We start from the raw sequence: 15,336 nt of genomic DNA, 5'->3' as shown, positions 1-15,336 counted from the left end.
TCTAATGCGGTAGTTGCGGACGCGTTGGCTGGTGGGGCCAACGGCCATGTTGCGTTTTGGCCGGGCATGTTCCAAAGATGCCGCCAACTTATCGCAGCGGCATCGTCCGCATTTCAGGGTCCGCAAATGTCCGGTTTTTCGACCGCGCGCCTCAAAATGGTCGATGGCCAGGTGCGCACCAGTGACGTCACTGATCGCAATGTTCTCGATGCCATGCTTACGGTTCCGCGCGAGGCGTTCGTGCCGGCCGCCAGGCAGGCGTTGGCCTATCTCGACCTCGATCTCGATGTGAGCGAAGGCGCAGCCAAGCGCTTCCTGATCAAGCCGCAGTTGACCGGCAAGCTGCTCCAGGCTGCCGAAATCGGCGAGGGAGACAACGTGCTGGTGGTCGGCTGTGCCACGGGATATCTCGCGGCGCTGACGGCCAGGCTTGCCCGGCAGGTCACCGCGACCGAATGCGACTCGGCGCTGGCCGCCAAAGCCAGGGATGCTTGCGCCGGCCTTGGGCTCGCCAACGTCACCTGCAAGGCCGCTCCCTGCGCCGAGGGGGATCCTGCTGCCGCTCCCTATGACGTGATCATCCTCAATGGCGCCGCCGAAGTGATGCCGGCAGGGCTGCTCGGGCAGCTCCGGGAGGGTGGGCGCCTGGTCGGAGTATCTGCCGAATCGAGACCATCGCGGGCCGTGATCGTGACCCGTACCCACGGCGAATTTGGCCATCGGGCGCTGTTCGATGCCGCCGCTCCGGTCCTTTCCGGGCTGGAACGGGCCGCCGCCTTTGTCTTCTGACGGCCGAAGCCTGTTAAAATCCCATTCTGAATCAGAAGTGTGGCCGGGATGCTGCACGTGAAGAGTTTCCACTGGGAACTGCCGTGAGGTAGTTCCGTCGCGCCGTTCCGCGTCCTATGTTGCGGAGGGGCAACGACTCCACTCTGTAGACGGCAACCCAGCTCGCGGGCACGAGCGGGACGTTAGAATGAACGGATTTTTTGGGATGCATGGGGTGAAGCTCTTCACCGGAGCTGCGGTTTCGGTCCTGTTGCTGGCGCTTGCTGGGCCGACGCCTGCCTTGGCGGACACGATCGAGGCTGCGCTGGTGCGCGCCTATCAGAACAATCCGCAGCTCAACGCGCAGCGCGCTCAGGTGCGCTCGACCGATGAAAACGTGCCTCAGGCGTTGTCAGGCTATCGCCCCAAGGTCAATATGTCCCTCAGCGCGGGGAATCAGTATCAAGATATCCAGGCGTTGCAGAAGGGCCAGGGGATCCATGGCGACCTTCAGCCTAACAGCGCCAGCCTGACCATCAACCAGACGCTCTACAACGGCAATCAGACCGCCAACAGGACGCGCGCGGCGGAGAGCCAGGTTTCGGGCTCGCGCGAGGCGTTGCGCGTACTCGAGCAGACGGTCCTGCTGCAGGCCGCAACCAGCTACATGGATTATCTGCGCGACTCCGCCACCCTCGAAGTCCAGCGCAGCAACGTGCGCGTGCTCGAACAGACGCTCAAGCAGACCCGCGATCGCTTCAACGTCGGCGAGGTCACGCGCACGGACGTGGCGCAATCCGAAGCGCAGCTGGCGGCCGGCAGGACCCAGGCCTTGACCGCCGAATCGAATTTGACGACGACGCGCGCGAACTTCCGCCGCATCATCGGCAACGAGCCGACGAATCTTGCGCCCGGCTCGCCGGTCGATCGCTTCCTGCCGTCGTCGATCGCCTCCGCGGTCAATCTGAGCCTCGTGGAGAACCCCAACGTCACGGCTTCGATGTTCGGCATCGATGTCAACTATCTCCAGGTCAAGATCAACGAAGGCGCGCTGCTGCCGACGGTCACGGTTCAGGCTGGCGTCACCCAGGCGTATCAGCAGACCCTGACGGTTTTCCGAACCACGACCGCTTCCGCGCTCGCGACAGCCTCCGTGCCGATCTTCCAGGGCGGCGCGGAATATGCGCTCATTCGCCAATCGAAAGAGAATTTGGCGCAGCAACGCCTGAATCTCGAGACCACCCGCGATCAAACCCGCGCCAATGTCGTGCAGGCCTGGGGCCAGTTGGAAGCCGGCAAGGCGCAGGTGAAGTCGGCGCAGGCACAGGTCACGGCGTCCGAGATCGCGCTGAACGGCGTGCGCGAGGAGGCCAAGGCCGGTCAGCGCACCACGCTCGACGTGCTCAATGCGCAGCAGGCGCTGGTGAACGCGCGCGTCGCGCTCGTCACGGCCCAGCATGACCGCGTGGTGGCATCCTATTCGGTGCTCAACGCGGTCGGTCGTCTGGCGCCGCAGGTGCTCGGTCTCAACACCACGGTCTACGATCCCAGCGTGCATTACCAGCAGGTCCGCGATAGCTGGGCCGGCGTGCGTACGCCCGACGGACGCTGAAGTCCCGTAGTCATCCGGTCGGCATCGCAAACAGCCGAAGCCGACCGGCGCTTTGCTTGCAATCATCAAAATCCCTGACATAGCCTTGCCAAGAAGATGCGGGTCGATTCGCCCCGCACCCGATGTCGTGTGCGTAGAGCTTGAGTGCCGGGGGCAGGGCGCACCGTCGCACGTTGAGCCGTGAACTGGGGACAAGTCGGGCTGCCGCGACGAAAATGTCGGGGCGTCCGCCCGGAACCGGCCAATCCTGCCCTGCTTGGTGTAAAATAACGCATGCGAGGGCGTTGATGATGTGGAGTCGGAGATGACGCAGCCTGCAAAGGTCACAGAACCCTCGATGGAGGAGATTCTGGCCTCGATCCGGCGCATCATTGCCGACGATGAGGCCAAGCCGCCGCCGGCGGAGGTCGCCAAGCCGGCACCTGCTGCCGCCGCGCCCGCACCGAAGCCGCAGGCGATGAACGACATTCCGCCCTCCAAGGTCGCCGCCGCCAAGCCTGCAGCTGAAAAGCCTGTTGTTGAAAAGCCCGCGCCACCACCGGCTGCAAAGCCGGCTCCTGCGCCGCCCCGCCACCCGCACCGGCGGCGGATGCGTCCAACAACCAGGATGATATCGACGCGCTGCTCGCGGGACTCGATACGGCGACGCCGGCGCCCGAGGTCCGCGCTCCAGAGCCTGAGCCGGAGCCCGAGCCGGAGCCCGACGTGCTCGAACTGACCGACGAAATGGCGATGGACCCGACGCCGGCTCCGCCGCCGCCGAGCTTCCGCAAGGTCGAGCCGCGCGACGACCTTGAATTCGCCGAATCGCCGCCACCGCGTCCGATGCCCCCACCACCGTCCTATGCGCCGGTGGACTTCGATGCGCCGCCGTTGCCGCCGCAGCAGCCGATGCTCGCGCAATCGACCGTGTCCGCGGTCGAATCCGCCTTCAATTCCCTGGCCCACACGGTGCTCAGCAGCAATGCGCGGACCTTGGAGGACCTGGTCAAGGAAATGCTGCGTCCGATGCTCAAGTCCTGGCTCGACGACAATTTGCCGGGCCTCGTTGAACGCATCGTGAAGGCCGAAATCGAGCGAGTCTCGCGCGGCGGCAGGTAGGGAGGGACAACGAGCCCTCATAATGCCCTGCTTGTAGGTCATGGTCGTCTCCCCGACCGGGCGGTAAGCCTCGTTGCCGCTGAGCTTTCCGTTGACTTGGCCCCCGCACGCGGCTTTCTAGCGCCCATGATCGAGAAAAATTACCAGCCCGCCGATATCGAAGCCCGCATGTCCGTCGTGTGGGAGGACAGCCTTGCCTTCAAGGCCGGCCGTCCCGACCGCCGCGACGCGGTGCCCTTTACCATCGTGATCCCGCCGCCGAACGTGACGGGCTCGCTGCACATGGGGCACGCCCTCAACAACACGCTGCAGGACATCCTGTGCCGGTTCGAGCGCATGCGCGGCCGCGACGTGCTGTGGCAGCCCGGGACCGACCATGCCGGCATCGCCACCCAGATGGTGGTCGAGCGGCAGCTGATCGAGCGCCAGCAGCCTAGCCGCCGCGAGATGGGCCGCGAGAAGTTTCTGGAGCGGGTCTGGCAGTGGAAGGCCGAGAGCGGCGACACCATCATCAACCAGCTCAAGCGGCTCGGTGCCTCCTGCGACTGGTCGCGCGAGCGCTTCACCATGGACGAGGGCCTGTCCAAGGCCGTCATCAAGGTGTTCGTCGAGCTGCATCGCGACGGACTGATCTACAAGGACAAGCGGCTGGTGAACTGGGACACCAAGCTCTTGACCGCGATCTCCGATCTCGAAGTGCAGCAGACCGAGGTGAAGGGCCACCTCTGGTATCTGCGCTATCCGATCGAGGGCAAGACCTTCAACCCCGAGGATCCCGCGACCTTCATCGTCGTCGCCACGACGCGCCCCGAAACCATGCTCGGCGATACCGGCGTGGCCGTGCATCCCGAGGATGAGCGCTATCAGAAGCTGGTCGGCAAGAACATCGTCCTGCCGCTGGTCGGCCGCAAGGTCCAGATCGTCGCCGACGATTATTCCGATCCGGAGAAGGGCTCGGGCGCGGTCAAGGTGACGCCTGCGCACGACTTCAACGACTTCGAGGTCGGCAATCGCCACGGCCTGCGCCGCATCAGCGTGCTCGACAAGGAAGGCTGTCTCGATCTCGTCGACAACGAGGACTATCTGCGCGACCTGCCGGAAGGCGCCTCGCAATTCGCCGAGGAATTTCACAAGGTCGACCGTTTCGTCGCGCGCAAGCGCATCGTCGAGCGTCTGGAGTCGTTCGGCTTCGTCGAGCGGATCGAGCCGCACACCCACATGGTGCCGCATGGCGACCGCTCGAACACCGTGATCGAGCCCTATCTCACGGACCAGTGGTACGTCGACGCCAAGACACTCGCAAAACCGGCGATCGCGGCGGTGCGTTCGGGCGAGACCTCGTTCGTGCCGAAGAACTGGGAAAAGACCTATTTCGAATGGATGGAGAACATCCAGCCCTGGTGCATCTCGCGCCAGCTGTGGTGGGGCCATCAGATTCCCGCCTGGTACGGTCCTGACGGCAAGGTGTTCGTCGCCGAGACCGAGGAAGAGGCCGTCAGCCACGCGCTCGGCTATTACGTCGAGCAGGAGGTCATCACGGTCGAGCAGGGCCGCGAGATGGCGCTCGACCGCAACAAGCGCGAAGGCTTCATCACCCGCGACGAGGACGTGCTCGACACCTGGTTCTCTTCGGCGCTGTGGCCGTTCTCGACACTCGGCTGGCCCGCAGACGCGCCCGAGGTGCAGCGCTACTACCCGACCAATGCGCTGGTGACGGGCTTCGACATCATCTTCTTCTGGGTCGCCCGCATGATGATGATGGGCCTGCACTTCATGAAGGAGGTGCCGTTCTCGACCATCTACATCCACGCCCTCGTCCGCGACGAGAAGGGCGCCAAGATGTCGAAGTCGAAGGGCAACGTCATCGACCCGCTCAGCCTGATCGACGAATATGGTGCGGACGCGCTGCGCTTCACGCTGGCCGCGATGGCGGCGCAGGGCCGCGACATCAAGCTCGCGACGAGCCGCGTCGAGGGTTATCGCAATTTCGCGACAAAACTCTGGAACGCTTCCCGCTTCGCGGAAATGAACCATTGCGCCGTGCCCGAGGGTTTCGAGCCGGCGAAGGCGAAGGAGACACTGAACCGCTGGATCGCGCATGAGAGCGCGCACACCACGCGCGAGGTGACCGAGGCGATCGAGGCCTATCGCTTCAACGATGCTGCCGGCGCGATCTATCGCTTCGTCTGGAACGTCTATTGCGACTGGTATGTCGAGCTCGCAAAGCCCGTGCTGCTGGGCCCCGACAGCCCCGCCAAGGACGAGACCCGCGCCATGGTGGCCTGGGCGCGCGACGAGATCCTGAAGCTGCTGCACCCCTTCATGCCCTTCATCACCGAAGAGTTGTGGGAGGTGACGGCCAAGCGCGACGGCCTGCTGGCGCTGGCGGAGTGGCCGCTGAAGCAGTCTGCGCCAACCCCGGAGCAGCTCGCGATGCTTGCCGCAGCGGCCGGCCCGACCGATCCGCTGATCTCGCCGGCCTTGATCATGCCGATCTTCGACCATGCCGACTTCACCGATCCGAAGGCGGAAGCCGAGATCGGCTGGGTGATCGACCTCGTCACGCAGATCCGCTCGGTGCGCGCCGAAATGAACATCCCGCCGGCAACGCTGACGGCGCTGGTGCTCGCGGGCGCCTCGGCCGAGACGAAGGAGCGCGCGCCGCGCTGGACCGACGTCATCAAGCGGATGGCGCGGTTGTCGGAGATTTCCTTCGCCGACCGCGCACCTGATGGTGCCGTTCAGCTGCTCGTGCGCGGTGAGGTCGCCGCGTTGCCGCTGAAGGGCGTGATCGACGTTGCGGCCGAGCGCACGCGTCTCGACAAGGAAATTGCAAAGGCCGACGCCGACATCAAGCGCGCGGAGTCGAAGCTCTCGAACGAAAAGTTCGTCGCCAACGCGGCCGAGGAGGTCGTCGAGGAGGAGCGCGAAAAGCGCGAGGCGGCGCTGGCCCGCAAGGCCAAGCTGCTCGAGGCGCTGGAGCGGCTGAAGCAGGCGTCGTAGGGCTACTTCGGAAACGGCTTGCTGAGGTATTTCGAGCCCTTGACGCCGTAGCGCCAGGGCAGCGCGACGGCCTTGGTGATGCCGATCCGGATGCCGGCTACGACCTCGACGTCTTCCGTGCGCGCATGCAGTGCGATCGGCGGACGGTCCAGCGGCAGGGCGTTATGCGCGATGGTGATGCCCAGCGCCTCCGTCAGCTTGCCCGGGCCCGAGCACAGCGCGTGCACATCGACCGCATGGCGGCGGCGGCGCATCGCCGCCAGGCCATGAGTCGGCTCCAGCGCGCGGATCAGGACGGCGGCGGCCGAGCCTTCCGCCTCGCAGACGAAGTTCACGCACCAATGGATACCGTAGGAGCGGTAGACATAGGCAAAGCCGGGCGGGCCGAACATCACCTGGTTCCGGGGCGTCGGCCCGTTGTAGGAATGCGCGGCCGGCTCGGTATGATGATAGGCCTCGACCTCGACGATGATCCCGCCGACGCCATCGACCAGCATGGTCGCGCCGATCAGGTCGACCGCGACCTCGCGGACGTCGCGGGCGAAAAAGCCACGCTTCAGGGCCTTGCCGAGCCGCGGTGTGGAAGTCTTCGATGCTGGAGCCATTCGAGGTGAGAATCGCCTTAGAACAGAGCAGGATATTGCCCATATCTGCCATGTTCCCTGAAGCGGGGCGAGCCGGGTTGCGATGCGTTGCGAGACCGATTAGGTAGGACCTGAACAGACCGGACAGCCCATGGTCGTTATTGTCGACACTATCTCGAACCCGTTGCGCCCGCGTCACCCCGAAAAGGTGAATCGCCCCGACTCCGCTTCGCCGCCGAAGCCGGACTGGATCCGCGTTCGCGCGCCCAACACCCGCGGCTATGCCGACACCCGCAACATCGTGCGCGCCAACGGCCTGCACACGGTGTGCGAGGAGGCGGGCTGTCCGAACATCGGCGAGTGCTGGGACAAGAAGCACGCGACCTTCATGATCATGGGTGACACCTGCACCCGTGCCTGCGCCTTCTGCAACGTCAAGACCGGCATGCCCAGTGTGCTGGATGCGGCCGAGCCGCAGAATGTCGCCGAGGCCGTCGCCAAGCTGGGTCTCGCCCACGTCGTCATCACCTCGGTCGACCGCGATGATCTCGCCGATGGCGGCGCCGAGCACTTTGCGCAGACCATCCGCGCCATCCGCGCCGCGTGCCCCTCGACCACGATCGAGATCCTGACGCCGGACTTCCTGCGCAAGGAGGGGGCGCTCGAGGTCGTCGTCGCGGCGAGGCCCGACGTCTTCAACCACAATCTGGAGACCGTGCCGTCGCGCTATCTCACGGTGCGGCCCGGTGCGCGCTACTTCCATTCGATCCGGCTGCTGCAACGGGTCAAGGAGCTCGATCCCACCATCTTCACCAAGTCCGGCATCATGGTCGGCCTCGGCGAGGAGCGCCACGAGGTGCAGCAGGTAATGGACGATCTGCGCTCCGCCGACGTCGACTTCCTCACCATCGGGCAATATCTCCAGCCGACCCGCAAGCACCACGCGGTGATGCGCTACGTGCCGCCGGACGAGTTTTCGTCCTACGAGAAGATCGCCTACACCAAGGGCTTCCTGATGGTGTCGGCGAGCCCGCTCACCCGCTCGTCGCATCATGCCGGCGAGGACTTTGCGAGACTCAAGGCCGCTCGGGCAGCTAACGCCCGCTGAACCGCCATGCCCAAATTTTCGAGCAAGCGCCGTGTCAATCACAGCGCATCCAAGATGTTTGATCTGGTCGCCGACGTCGAGCGCTACCCGGAGTTCGTGCCGCTTTGCAGTGCGCTGAAGGTGCGCCAGCGCATGGCGAAGCCCGATGGCACCGAGGTGCTGGTCGCCGACATGACGGTGTCGTTCAAGCTGGTCAAGGAATCCTTCACCAGCCGCGTGACGCTCGACCGCGCCAATCTGAAGATCCTGGTCGAATATCTGCAAGGTCCTTTCAGCAATCTCGAAAACCGCTGGACGTTCGAGCCCAAAGGCGAGCCGGAGGGTGAGGGCGTCTGCGACGTCGGGTTCTTCCTCGCCTATGAGTTCAAGAGCCGCATGCTGGCGATGCTGATGGGTTCGATGTTCGATGCCGCCTTTGCGCGGTTTTCCATCGCGTTCGAGAAGCGGGCGGATGCGATCTACGGCCGGCCGAAGCTCACCTCGTCCTGATCAATCCACCGCCTTCACGACGTTCGGCGGCTGCGAGGCGTAGTACGCCGCCGCCGCCTCGATCTCCTGCGGTGTCATGGCACGCGCGATGTTGCGCATCTGCTGGCTGATGTCGTTGCGGCGCTCGCCGGAGGCGAAGGCCTGGAGCTGGGCCTTCATGTAGGCCTCGGACTGGCCCTCCAGCCACGGACTGCCGGTCTTGTTGTCGAGGCTGCCGTGGCAGGCGCCGCAAGGCGCGATGCCGCGCATCGGCGCGCCGTAGATGACGATGTTGGGTTTCGGCAGCTGCGGCGTCGGGTGATAGGCGGGAAGCCGCGGCAGATAGGCGTAGTAATTCGAGAGATCAGCGATCTCCTCGTCCGTCAGGCTGACCGCGAACGGCGACATCACGGCATTGCTCCGCGCGCCCGAGCGGAAATCGTGCAGCTCCTTGTAGATCACGGCGGCATACTGGCCGGCGAGATTGGGCGAGTCCGCGCGGCTGATGCCGGTCGGGCCGTGGCAGATGGCGCAGCGCTGCGCCAGCGTGGCGCCGCGGCCGATCGCCTCCTGGCTCGGACGCGCCAGCGTGCGCGAGGTCAGCACGACCTCGGACAGGCGTTTTGCCTGTTCGGGCGCCTTCACATTGGCCGCGCGCTGCGGCACGCCGGCGGCGCTGCAGATCGCATCCCAGACATTGGCGAACTGCACCCAGGGCTGGGCGAAGGGCAGCACGATGAAGCCGGCAATCGCCGTCACGATCAGGATCGCGGCGGTGATGCCGACGCCAATCCTGAAATGGCTGTTGCGGAGGGTGAAGAGGTCGCGCGAGCTCATCACTGCGCCCCCACATAGACGGCCGGCACCGAGGTGCCTTCACTCAGCGCCAAGTTGAGGATCGGATAGCCGTAATTGGTGATGGTGAGGGCGATCATCAGCGCCACCCACAATGCGTGCGTGTTGAGCGCGACCGGAACGGTCACCGGTTGGTGCACCGCCAGCGAGAAGCGGTAGGGCCCGGCCTCGGTTTGGGGCGCGCGCATGCCGCGCGCCAGGATGACCAGGAACAGGATGCCTGACGTCAGCAGGATGAATCCGCCGATCGCAGAGAGGGTGACGGAGAGCGCCTGCGGCGCGATGGCGGGATCGCCGAAGTCGAAATAGGCCATGCGGCGCGGCATGCCGAGGATGCCGACCCAGTGCCACGGGAACGTCGTGACCACCATGCCGACGAACCACAGCCAGAGCTGGGTGCGGATCAGGCGGATGTCGATCAGCTCGCGGCCCGTCAGATGCGGCCACAGATCATAGGCGATCGCAAAATACATGATCACGATCGCGCCGCCGAAGATCAGATGGAAATGGCCGGTGATCCATTGCGTGTTGTGGATGGATGCGTCGAGCTGATAGCTCATGTTGATGAGGCCGCCGGCGCCGCCGAAGCCGAGCATCACGAACGAGAACGCGAGCGCCAGCATCATCGGATTGTCCCAGGGCAGGGCCCTGACCCAGCCGAACAGGCCGCGGCCGCCGCGCAGGCGCGCGGCGATCTCGACGGAGGCGCAGATCGTGAACACGGTAAGCAGCGTCGGCAGAGCCACCAGCGCCGTGAAGGCCGAATGAATGAACTTGAATCCGGCGCCGACCTGCGGATCGGCGAAGGTGTGGTGCATGCCGATCGGCATTGCCACCACCAGGAACAGGATGAAGGATATCCGCGCCATGCTGTCGGAATAGACGCGGCCGCCGATCGCGCGCGGCACGATGGTGTAATAGGCGATGTAGGTCGGCATCAGCCAGAAATAGACGATGGCGTGCAGCGTCCAGGAGAAGAAGATGCGGGCAAGACCGGCATCGATGGTGTTCTTCAGCCCTGCCGCGACGGGAATGATCTGCAGCAACAGCTCAAGCGCGGCACCCACCGCGGTCCAGGCCCATAGATAAGAGCCTGCGACATTGGCGAACATTGCCAGCGGCACCGGCGCGCCGGGATGGGCCTTTCGCCAGACGCGCAGATTGATCGACATCAGCGCGACCCAGATCCAGGAGCCGACCACGACCAGCACGACGCCGAGGTAGTAGAAGACGTTGCCGATCAGCGGCGGATAGAACGTGTAGAGGACCGAGGCACGGCCGAGCGCGATCGGGATCACCGCCATGATGCTGCCGGCGACGATCAACCAGAATCCGGCCCACGCCCAGCGCACGCCGACCAGGCGCTGCTCCAGCGCGGATTCGCTGATGGCATAGCCAAAGCCCATCGCCACCAGGGTGGGGAACACGTAGCCCATCACCGTGCCGTGCGCGGTCAGCGAGCGGTAATAGAGCTCGGGGTTGGACAGCCAGGTCCCGATCGGGCTGCGAATGAACATCTGCCATGCGCCGAGCGTCAGCGCGACGCCGAACACCGCGAAGGCAAACCAGAAATGGGCGAGGATGAGCTTCCTATTGACCAACACAGCTCAGCCTCCCGCCGCCCTTCGCACGACTGGCGAAGTCAGCCTTGTCGATCACCTTGACCTTGCCCCACATGCCCTCATGGCCAAAACTGCAAAACTCCTGGCAGGGCATCAGATAGTCGCCAGTCTTCGTGAAGCGCATCAGCTGCTCGGAGACGTAGCCCGGAACCAGCATGGTGTTGACGTTGGTGCCCTGGATCAAAATGCCGTGCACGACGTCGGCGCTGGTGGCGCGCAGCGTGATCGGCGTATCGGCGGGAACCACGATGCAGGCCGGCGTGAAGGAATATTGCTGGCCGATCGCACGTACCGTGACCGTGCCGTTGGCCTCCAGCACGCTGCCGAGATTGCTCTCGACGAACTCGCCGGACAGATGGATTCGCGACGGATCGATGGTCTCGACGCGTGGTTGGGGCATGGTCGCCCGATGGATGCCGGCGAATGCCGCCAGCAGCGCCATCATGACGATGATGATCACGGCGACGATGGTCCAGCGCCGCTCGACGCGCGCCGCGACCTCGGCGCTGGCATGGCTTTGCTCGACGCTCATTGCAGCGATCCGCGCGGCAGGAAGACGAACAAATAGAAGGCGAGCCACATCGCGACAACGCAAGCGGTCGCGATGCCGGCAAGCACGATCGCTCCGGACGGCCCCTGGGCGACGATCTCCTCGATGGCCTGGTCGGCGGCGGCTGGGCTGGTCGGCGGATCGGAATTGATCATGATGGACCTCTGGCGCCTCTCAGTTCAGCGGCGCGGAGCGCAGCTCGTTGGCCTCTCGCGCCGAGACCGGCGCGCCGCGATTGCCCCAGGCGGTGCGGATGTAGGAGACGACGGCGGCGACCTCGTTGTCGGAGAGGAGGCCAGCGAACGGCGGCATGCCGTAAGGCATGGGGTTGCCCTTGGTGCCCGGCGGATAGCCGCCATTGAGCACCATGCGGATCGGATTGACCGCCGACTGCATCTCGATCGACTGGTTGTTGGCGAGCGGCGGCCAGTGCGGCGGCTTGCCTTCGCCCTGGGTGCCATGGCAGCTCGCGCAGTGCTTGTCGTACACCGTCTTGCCGAGGCTGATCAGCAGGCTGCTCTCTGTGGTCGGCAGCGCCGAGTTCGACTGCGGCGGCGGCGTGGGCTCCGCGATGCCCTTCAAGTACACCGCCATCGCCTTGGTGTCCTCGTCGTTGAGATATTGCAGGCTGTTGTGCACGACCTCGGCCATCGGGCCGTAGACCACGCCGCGCATGGAAACGCCGGTCTGGAGCAGGTCGGTGATGTCCTTGATGCTCCAGTCGCCGAGACCCGCTTCGCGATTGGAGGTCAAAGACGGCGCGTACCAGTTCTGCATCGGGATCAGGCCGCCTTTGAAGGCGTCCGATTGCGAGGTGCCGCCGAGCGCGTTGATTGGCGAATGGCACATGCCGCAATGGCCGAGGCCCTCGACCAGATAGGCGCCGCGATTCCACTCCGCGGATTTCTTGGGATCCGGCTTGAACTCGCCCTCGCTGAAGAACAGCGTGCGCCAGCCGAGGATGAGCTGGCGGTTGTCATAGGGGAAACGCAGCTCGTGCGGCTTGTTCGTCTGGTTTACCGGCGCGATCGAACGCAGATAAGCGAAAATCGCATCGCTATCGGCACGCGTGACCTTGGTGTAGGAGGCGAACGGCATCGCCGGATAGATCAGCCCACCATCCGGGAAGCGTCCGTAGTGCATGGTCTTGTAGAAATCCTCCGCAGTCCACTTGCCGATACCCGTCTCGCGATCGGGCGTGATGTTGGAGGTGTAAAGGGTGCCGAACGGGGTCGGCATGGCGCGGCCGCCGGCGAACAGGCGGCCCTCCGGCGCGGTGTGGCAGGCGGTACAGTCGCCGGCGCGCGCCAGATATTCTCCACGAATAACGATTTCGCTGCGGCTTGCGCCGGCATTGTCCTGCGCACGCGCGTTTTGGATCGTGATCATCACAAACAGCAAAAGCACGAGGAGCCTTGATCCCGAATCCATGAGCCTGTTCCTCATTCGGGTTCGCTGCCGCATGCGAAGGGCAGGACATAGGTGCCTTTGGGGGACGGCGCCAAATTGACCGGCGCAAGGCGCGTCGCCAAGTAGGCGGCTACGGCCGTGACGTCTTCCTCCGTCAACCTTGCAGCCACCATCTGCATGCAATCCGGTGACTTCGCCGTCCGCGTGCCATAGCGCCAGCCGCCCAACTGAGCGCTGATATAGTTGGAGCGCAATCCGAGCAGACCCGGGATGCCGGGCTCCATCCCGGTGAGCGCCGGTCCGTGGCAGCTCCCGCAAGCGGGGATCTGGCGAAGGGGATCGCCGCGCGTAACCAGATCCTGGCCGTGCCGCAGCACCTGCTGACCTACGTCGGTCGCGCCGGCCGGCGGAAGCGGGGGACGCTGTTCTGCGAAATATTCGGCCATGGCCTGAAGGTATGGATCCGGCAGAAACTCCAGCAGATAGTTCATCGGCGGGTATTTGCGCCGACCGTTCCGGAATGCGAGGAGCTGGTTGTAGAGGTAGCCGGCGGGCTTGCCGGCAAGGCGCGGGAAATAGACGTCGCTGGTGCCTTCGCCCTTATTGCCGTGACAGGGCGTGCAAGCCTCCACCCGCGCGGCCATCGTATCCGGCGGCTGGTTGGCCGTCTGCGCGGCCGCACCATCAAAGGCGGCCAAGGTGATGATCACGACGGCGAAGGCCGCGGCGCGAGCGAACACTTTTCGTCGCCCTCCAACAATGCTGGTCCGGTTGATTCCGGATCACAACGTATAGCAGCATTATGCGTCAATATGTGCCTGCGCAAGCTCGGACATCAGTCATGACGTTCGGTGGCGCCATCTGCGTATGCGATCCCGATCGAATTCGACAGATTTGCGTGCTTTTTGAAAACTGGATGTAACGCTGTAATCTCGCGACAGTTCCTGTCCGAGTTGTTGCGTATTCATGTCACCCTCTGTTGTCAGAGGGCGCAGGGAAGACCGGGTGCCGGCTGACACCCGCGGTCCACTGTGCGAAGGTTGCGCTACAAGAGGCTGCACAGCGGCATACAGGTGAAGCCAAACATCCGGCCTTCCCTGCGCAGTGGTTTGACGGCTTATGCCGTGCTCTCCCCGGGGAGCGATGCACTATTGCCCCCGTCGCCTTGCAGATGGCTGATGTACGCGCCCGGTCGGGCCGCCACATCACCGCAAGACTTGGCGCCAGCCTGCGGGCGCCGGGACCACACGATTTTGCCGTACGCGGATCGCACCGGTCGTGTGCGCGCGGATCCTCGCTCACGGTTGCCCGCCCTGCGATACCCATCGCGCCGATGCTGCCTGCGTCCACCGCCGCCCACCCCACGTTTCGTGACGATCGCGATACGCCCCTCTGACCGGGGTGAGGTGACGCTTGAATACGCCAAAGCCGAATTTCGGTAAAGTGGAATATTTTCGCGCGCGCCGATTGACCCGCGACTTGTGTGTTTTGCCCGTCGGGCAACGCAAGGGATTGTAGGTCCGTAGGGTGGATCAGCGGAGCGTAATCCACCATGTCTGTCACAGCGGAGGCAAACGAGGTGGATTACGCCCTGCACCTGCGCTTTGCGCAGCCACAGGGCTAATCCACCCTCCAAGATACGGGCTTCATCCCCTTGGCGAGCGCGGCGGCCTGCGCTTGGCCACATGCCGTCGCGGCGTTCGCGTGACACGCGGCCGCAGACGGGCTGCCGCGGCGGCGCGGCGCGGCTTGGTTTGGGCCGGACCGCGAGCGAGGTCCATCAGCATGCGCAGCGCCTCGACCACCGAGCGCTGCCGGACCGCGCTGCGGCCGATCGCGCCGAAACGATGCTCGCGGTGGACGATGCGGCCATCGCGCGCGGCGACGGCAAAATGCACGAGGCCGACCGGCTTGCCGGGCGTGGCTCCGCCGGGGCCGGCAATGCCGGTGATGGCAACCGCGAGATCGGTGCCGGCGCGCTCAAGCGCACCGATCGCCATGGCGGTCGCGGTCTCCTTGCTGACGGCGCCGAAATTCGCCAGCGTGCCGGCCTCGACTCCGAGCATCGCGCGCTTGGCATCGTTGGAATAGGTGACGAAGCCGCGGTCGATCACATCGGACGAGCCGGGGATGTCGGTCAAAGCGCCGGCGACGAGGCCGCCGGTGCAGGACTCGGCGGTCGCGATCGTCAGCTTGCGCATCCGGCACAGGTCGAGCAGCGAGCGGGAGAGGGCGCGTGCGTCGCTGCCGGCCAT

General features: G+C 64.9%; 13 protein-coding genes and 1 pseudogene. 6 read left to right on the top strand and 8 right to left on the bottom strand.

Annotation, left to right across the window (positions count from 1 at the left end):
- Positions 1 to 126: 126 nt before the first annotated feature.
- The 4 genes and pseudogenes from F8237_RS33630 to F8237_RS33615 all read left to right on the top strand — a co-directional run bounded on the left by F8237_RS33630 (position 127) and on the right by F8237_RS33615 (position 6,484).
- A complete protein-coding gene (locus F8237_RS33630) occupies positions 127 to 789 on the top strand; it encodes a protein-L-isoaspartate O-methyltransferase family protein (RefSeq protein ID WP_162006324.1) in 663 nt (220 codons plus the stop codon).
- A gap of 205 nt (positions 790 to 994) precedes the next feature.
- A complete protein-coding gene (locus F8237_RS33625; protein WP_151650761.1) occupies positions 995 to 2,380 on the top strand; it encodes a TolC family outer membrane protein in 1,386 nt (461 codons plus the stop codon).
- A 304-nt stretch (positions 2,381 to 2,684) separates the two neighbouring features.
- Positions 2,685 to 3,481 (top strand): annotated as a pseudogene (locus F8237_RS37295) (PopZ family protein).
- Positions 3,482 to 3,607: 126 nt separating this feature from the next.
- Entirely contained in the window at positions 3,608 to 6,484 is a 2,877-nt protein-coding gene (locus F8237_RS33615; protein ID WP_151650306.1) for a valine--tRNA ligase, read from the top strand.
- Between the two features lie 2 nt (positions 6,485 to 6,486).
- Here the strand turns inward: F8237_RS33615 and F8237_RS33610 are convergent, their stop codons facing one another.
- A complete protein-coding gene (locus F8237_RS33610; RefSeq protein WP_151650305.1) occupies positions 6,487 to 7,089 on the bottom strand; it encodes a DNA-3-methyladenine glycosylase in 603 nt (200 codons plus the stop codon).
- Between the two features lie 130 nt (positions 7,090 to 7,219).
- Between F8237_RS33610 and lipA the strand changes: the two genes are divergently transcribed.
- Positions 7,220 to 8,176 carry a lipoyl synthase gene (gene lipA, locus F8237_RS33605; RefSeq protein WP_151650304.1) on the top strand — a complete coding sequence of 319 codons (957 nt, stop codon included), beginning with the start codon at positions 7,220 to 7,222 and terminating at the stop codon, positions 8,174 to 8,176.
- Between the two features lie 6 nt (positions 8,177 to 8,182).
- The gene (locus F8237_RS33600) at positions 8,183 to 8,665 is read left to right on the top strand and encodes a type II toxin-antitoxin system RatA family toxin (RefSeq protein WP_151650303.1); all 483 of its coding nucleotides are present in this window, start codon (positions 8,183 to 8,185) and stop codon (positions 8,663 to 8,665) included.
- On the opposite strand, the gene F8237_RS33595 is transcribed toward F8237_RS33600, so the two are convergent.
- From F8237_RS33595 to F8237_RS33565, 7 genes are all read right to left on the bottom strand, one after another.
- The gene (locus tag F8237_RS33595; protein WP_162006323.1) at positions 8,666 to 9,481 is read right to left on the bottom strand and encodes a c-type cytochrome; all 816 of its coding nucleotides are present in this window, start codon (positions 9,479 to 9,481) and stop codon (positions 8,666 to 8,668) included. It lies immediately after the preceding gene.
- Positions 9,481 to 11,103, bottom strand: a complete 1,623-nt coding sequence (locus F8237_RS33590; protein WP_151650301.1) for a b(o/a)3-type cytochrome-c oxidase subunit 1 — start codon at positions 11,101 to 11,103, stop codon at positions 9,481 to 9,483. Before F8237_RS33590 ends, F8237_RS33595 begins: the two co-directional genes overlap by 1 nt.
- The gene (locus F8237_RS33585) at positions 11,090 to 11,653 is read right to left on the bottom strand and encodes a cupredoxin domain-containing protein (RefSeq protein ID WP_151650300.1); all 564 of its coding nucleotides are present in this window, start codon (positions 11,651 to 11,653) and stop codon (positions 11,090 to 11,092) included. The genes F8237_RS33590 and F8237_RS33585 overlap by 14 nt, the downstream gene beginning before the upstream one ends.
- Complete coding sequence (locus F8237_RS36550; protein WP_167527505.1) at positions 11,650 to 11,826, bottom strand: hypothetical protein; 177 nt, start codon at positions 11,824 to 11,826, stop codon at positions 11,650 to 11,652. Before F8237_RS36550 ends, F8237_RS33585 begins: the two co-directional genes overlap by 4 nt.
- Positions 11,827 to 11,845: 19 nt before the next feature.
- Positions 11,846 to 13,060, bottom strand: coding sequence for a cytochrome c (locus F8237_RS33580; RefSeq protein ID WP_151650299.1), 1,215 nt, complete (start codon positions 13,058 to 13,060; stop codon positions 11,846 to 11,848).
- Positions 13,061 to 13,113: 53 nt separating this feature from the next.
- Positions 13,114 to 13,821, bottom strand: a complete 708-nt coding sequence (locus tag F8237_RS33575; RefSeq protein ID WP_151650298.1) for a c-type cytochrome — start codon at positions 13,819 to 13,821, stop codon at positions 13,114 to 13,116.
- A gap of 906 nt (positions 13,822 to 14,727) precedes the next feature.
- A complete protein-coding gene (locus F8237_RS33565; protein ID WP_151650297.1) occupies positions 14,728 to 15,336 on the bottom strand; it encodes a CinA family protein in 609 nt (202 codons plus the stop codon).

The organism is Bradyrhizobium betae (genome assembly GCF_008932115.1).
Lineage (GTDB): Bacteria > Pseudomonadota > Alphaproteobacteria > Rhizobiales > Xanthobacteraceae > Bradyrhizobium > Bradyrhizobium betae.
The sequence above is the reverse complement of the archived record's forward strand: the minus strand, read 5'-3'. Positions and strand labels throughout refer to the sequence as shown.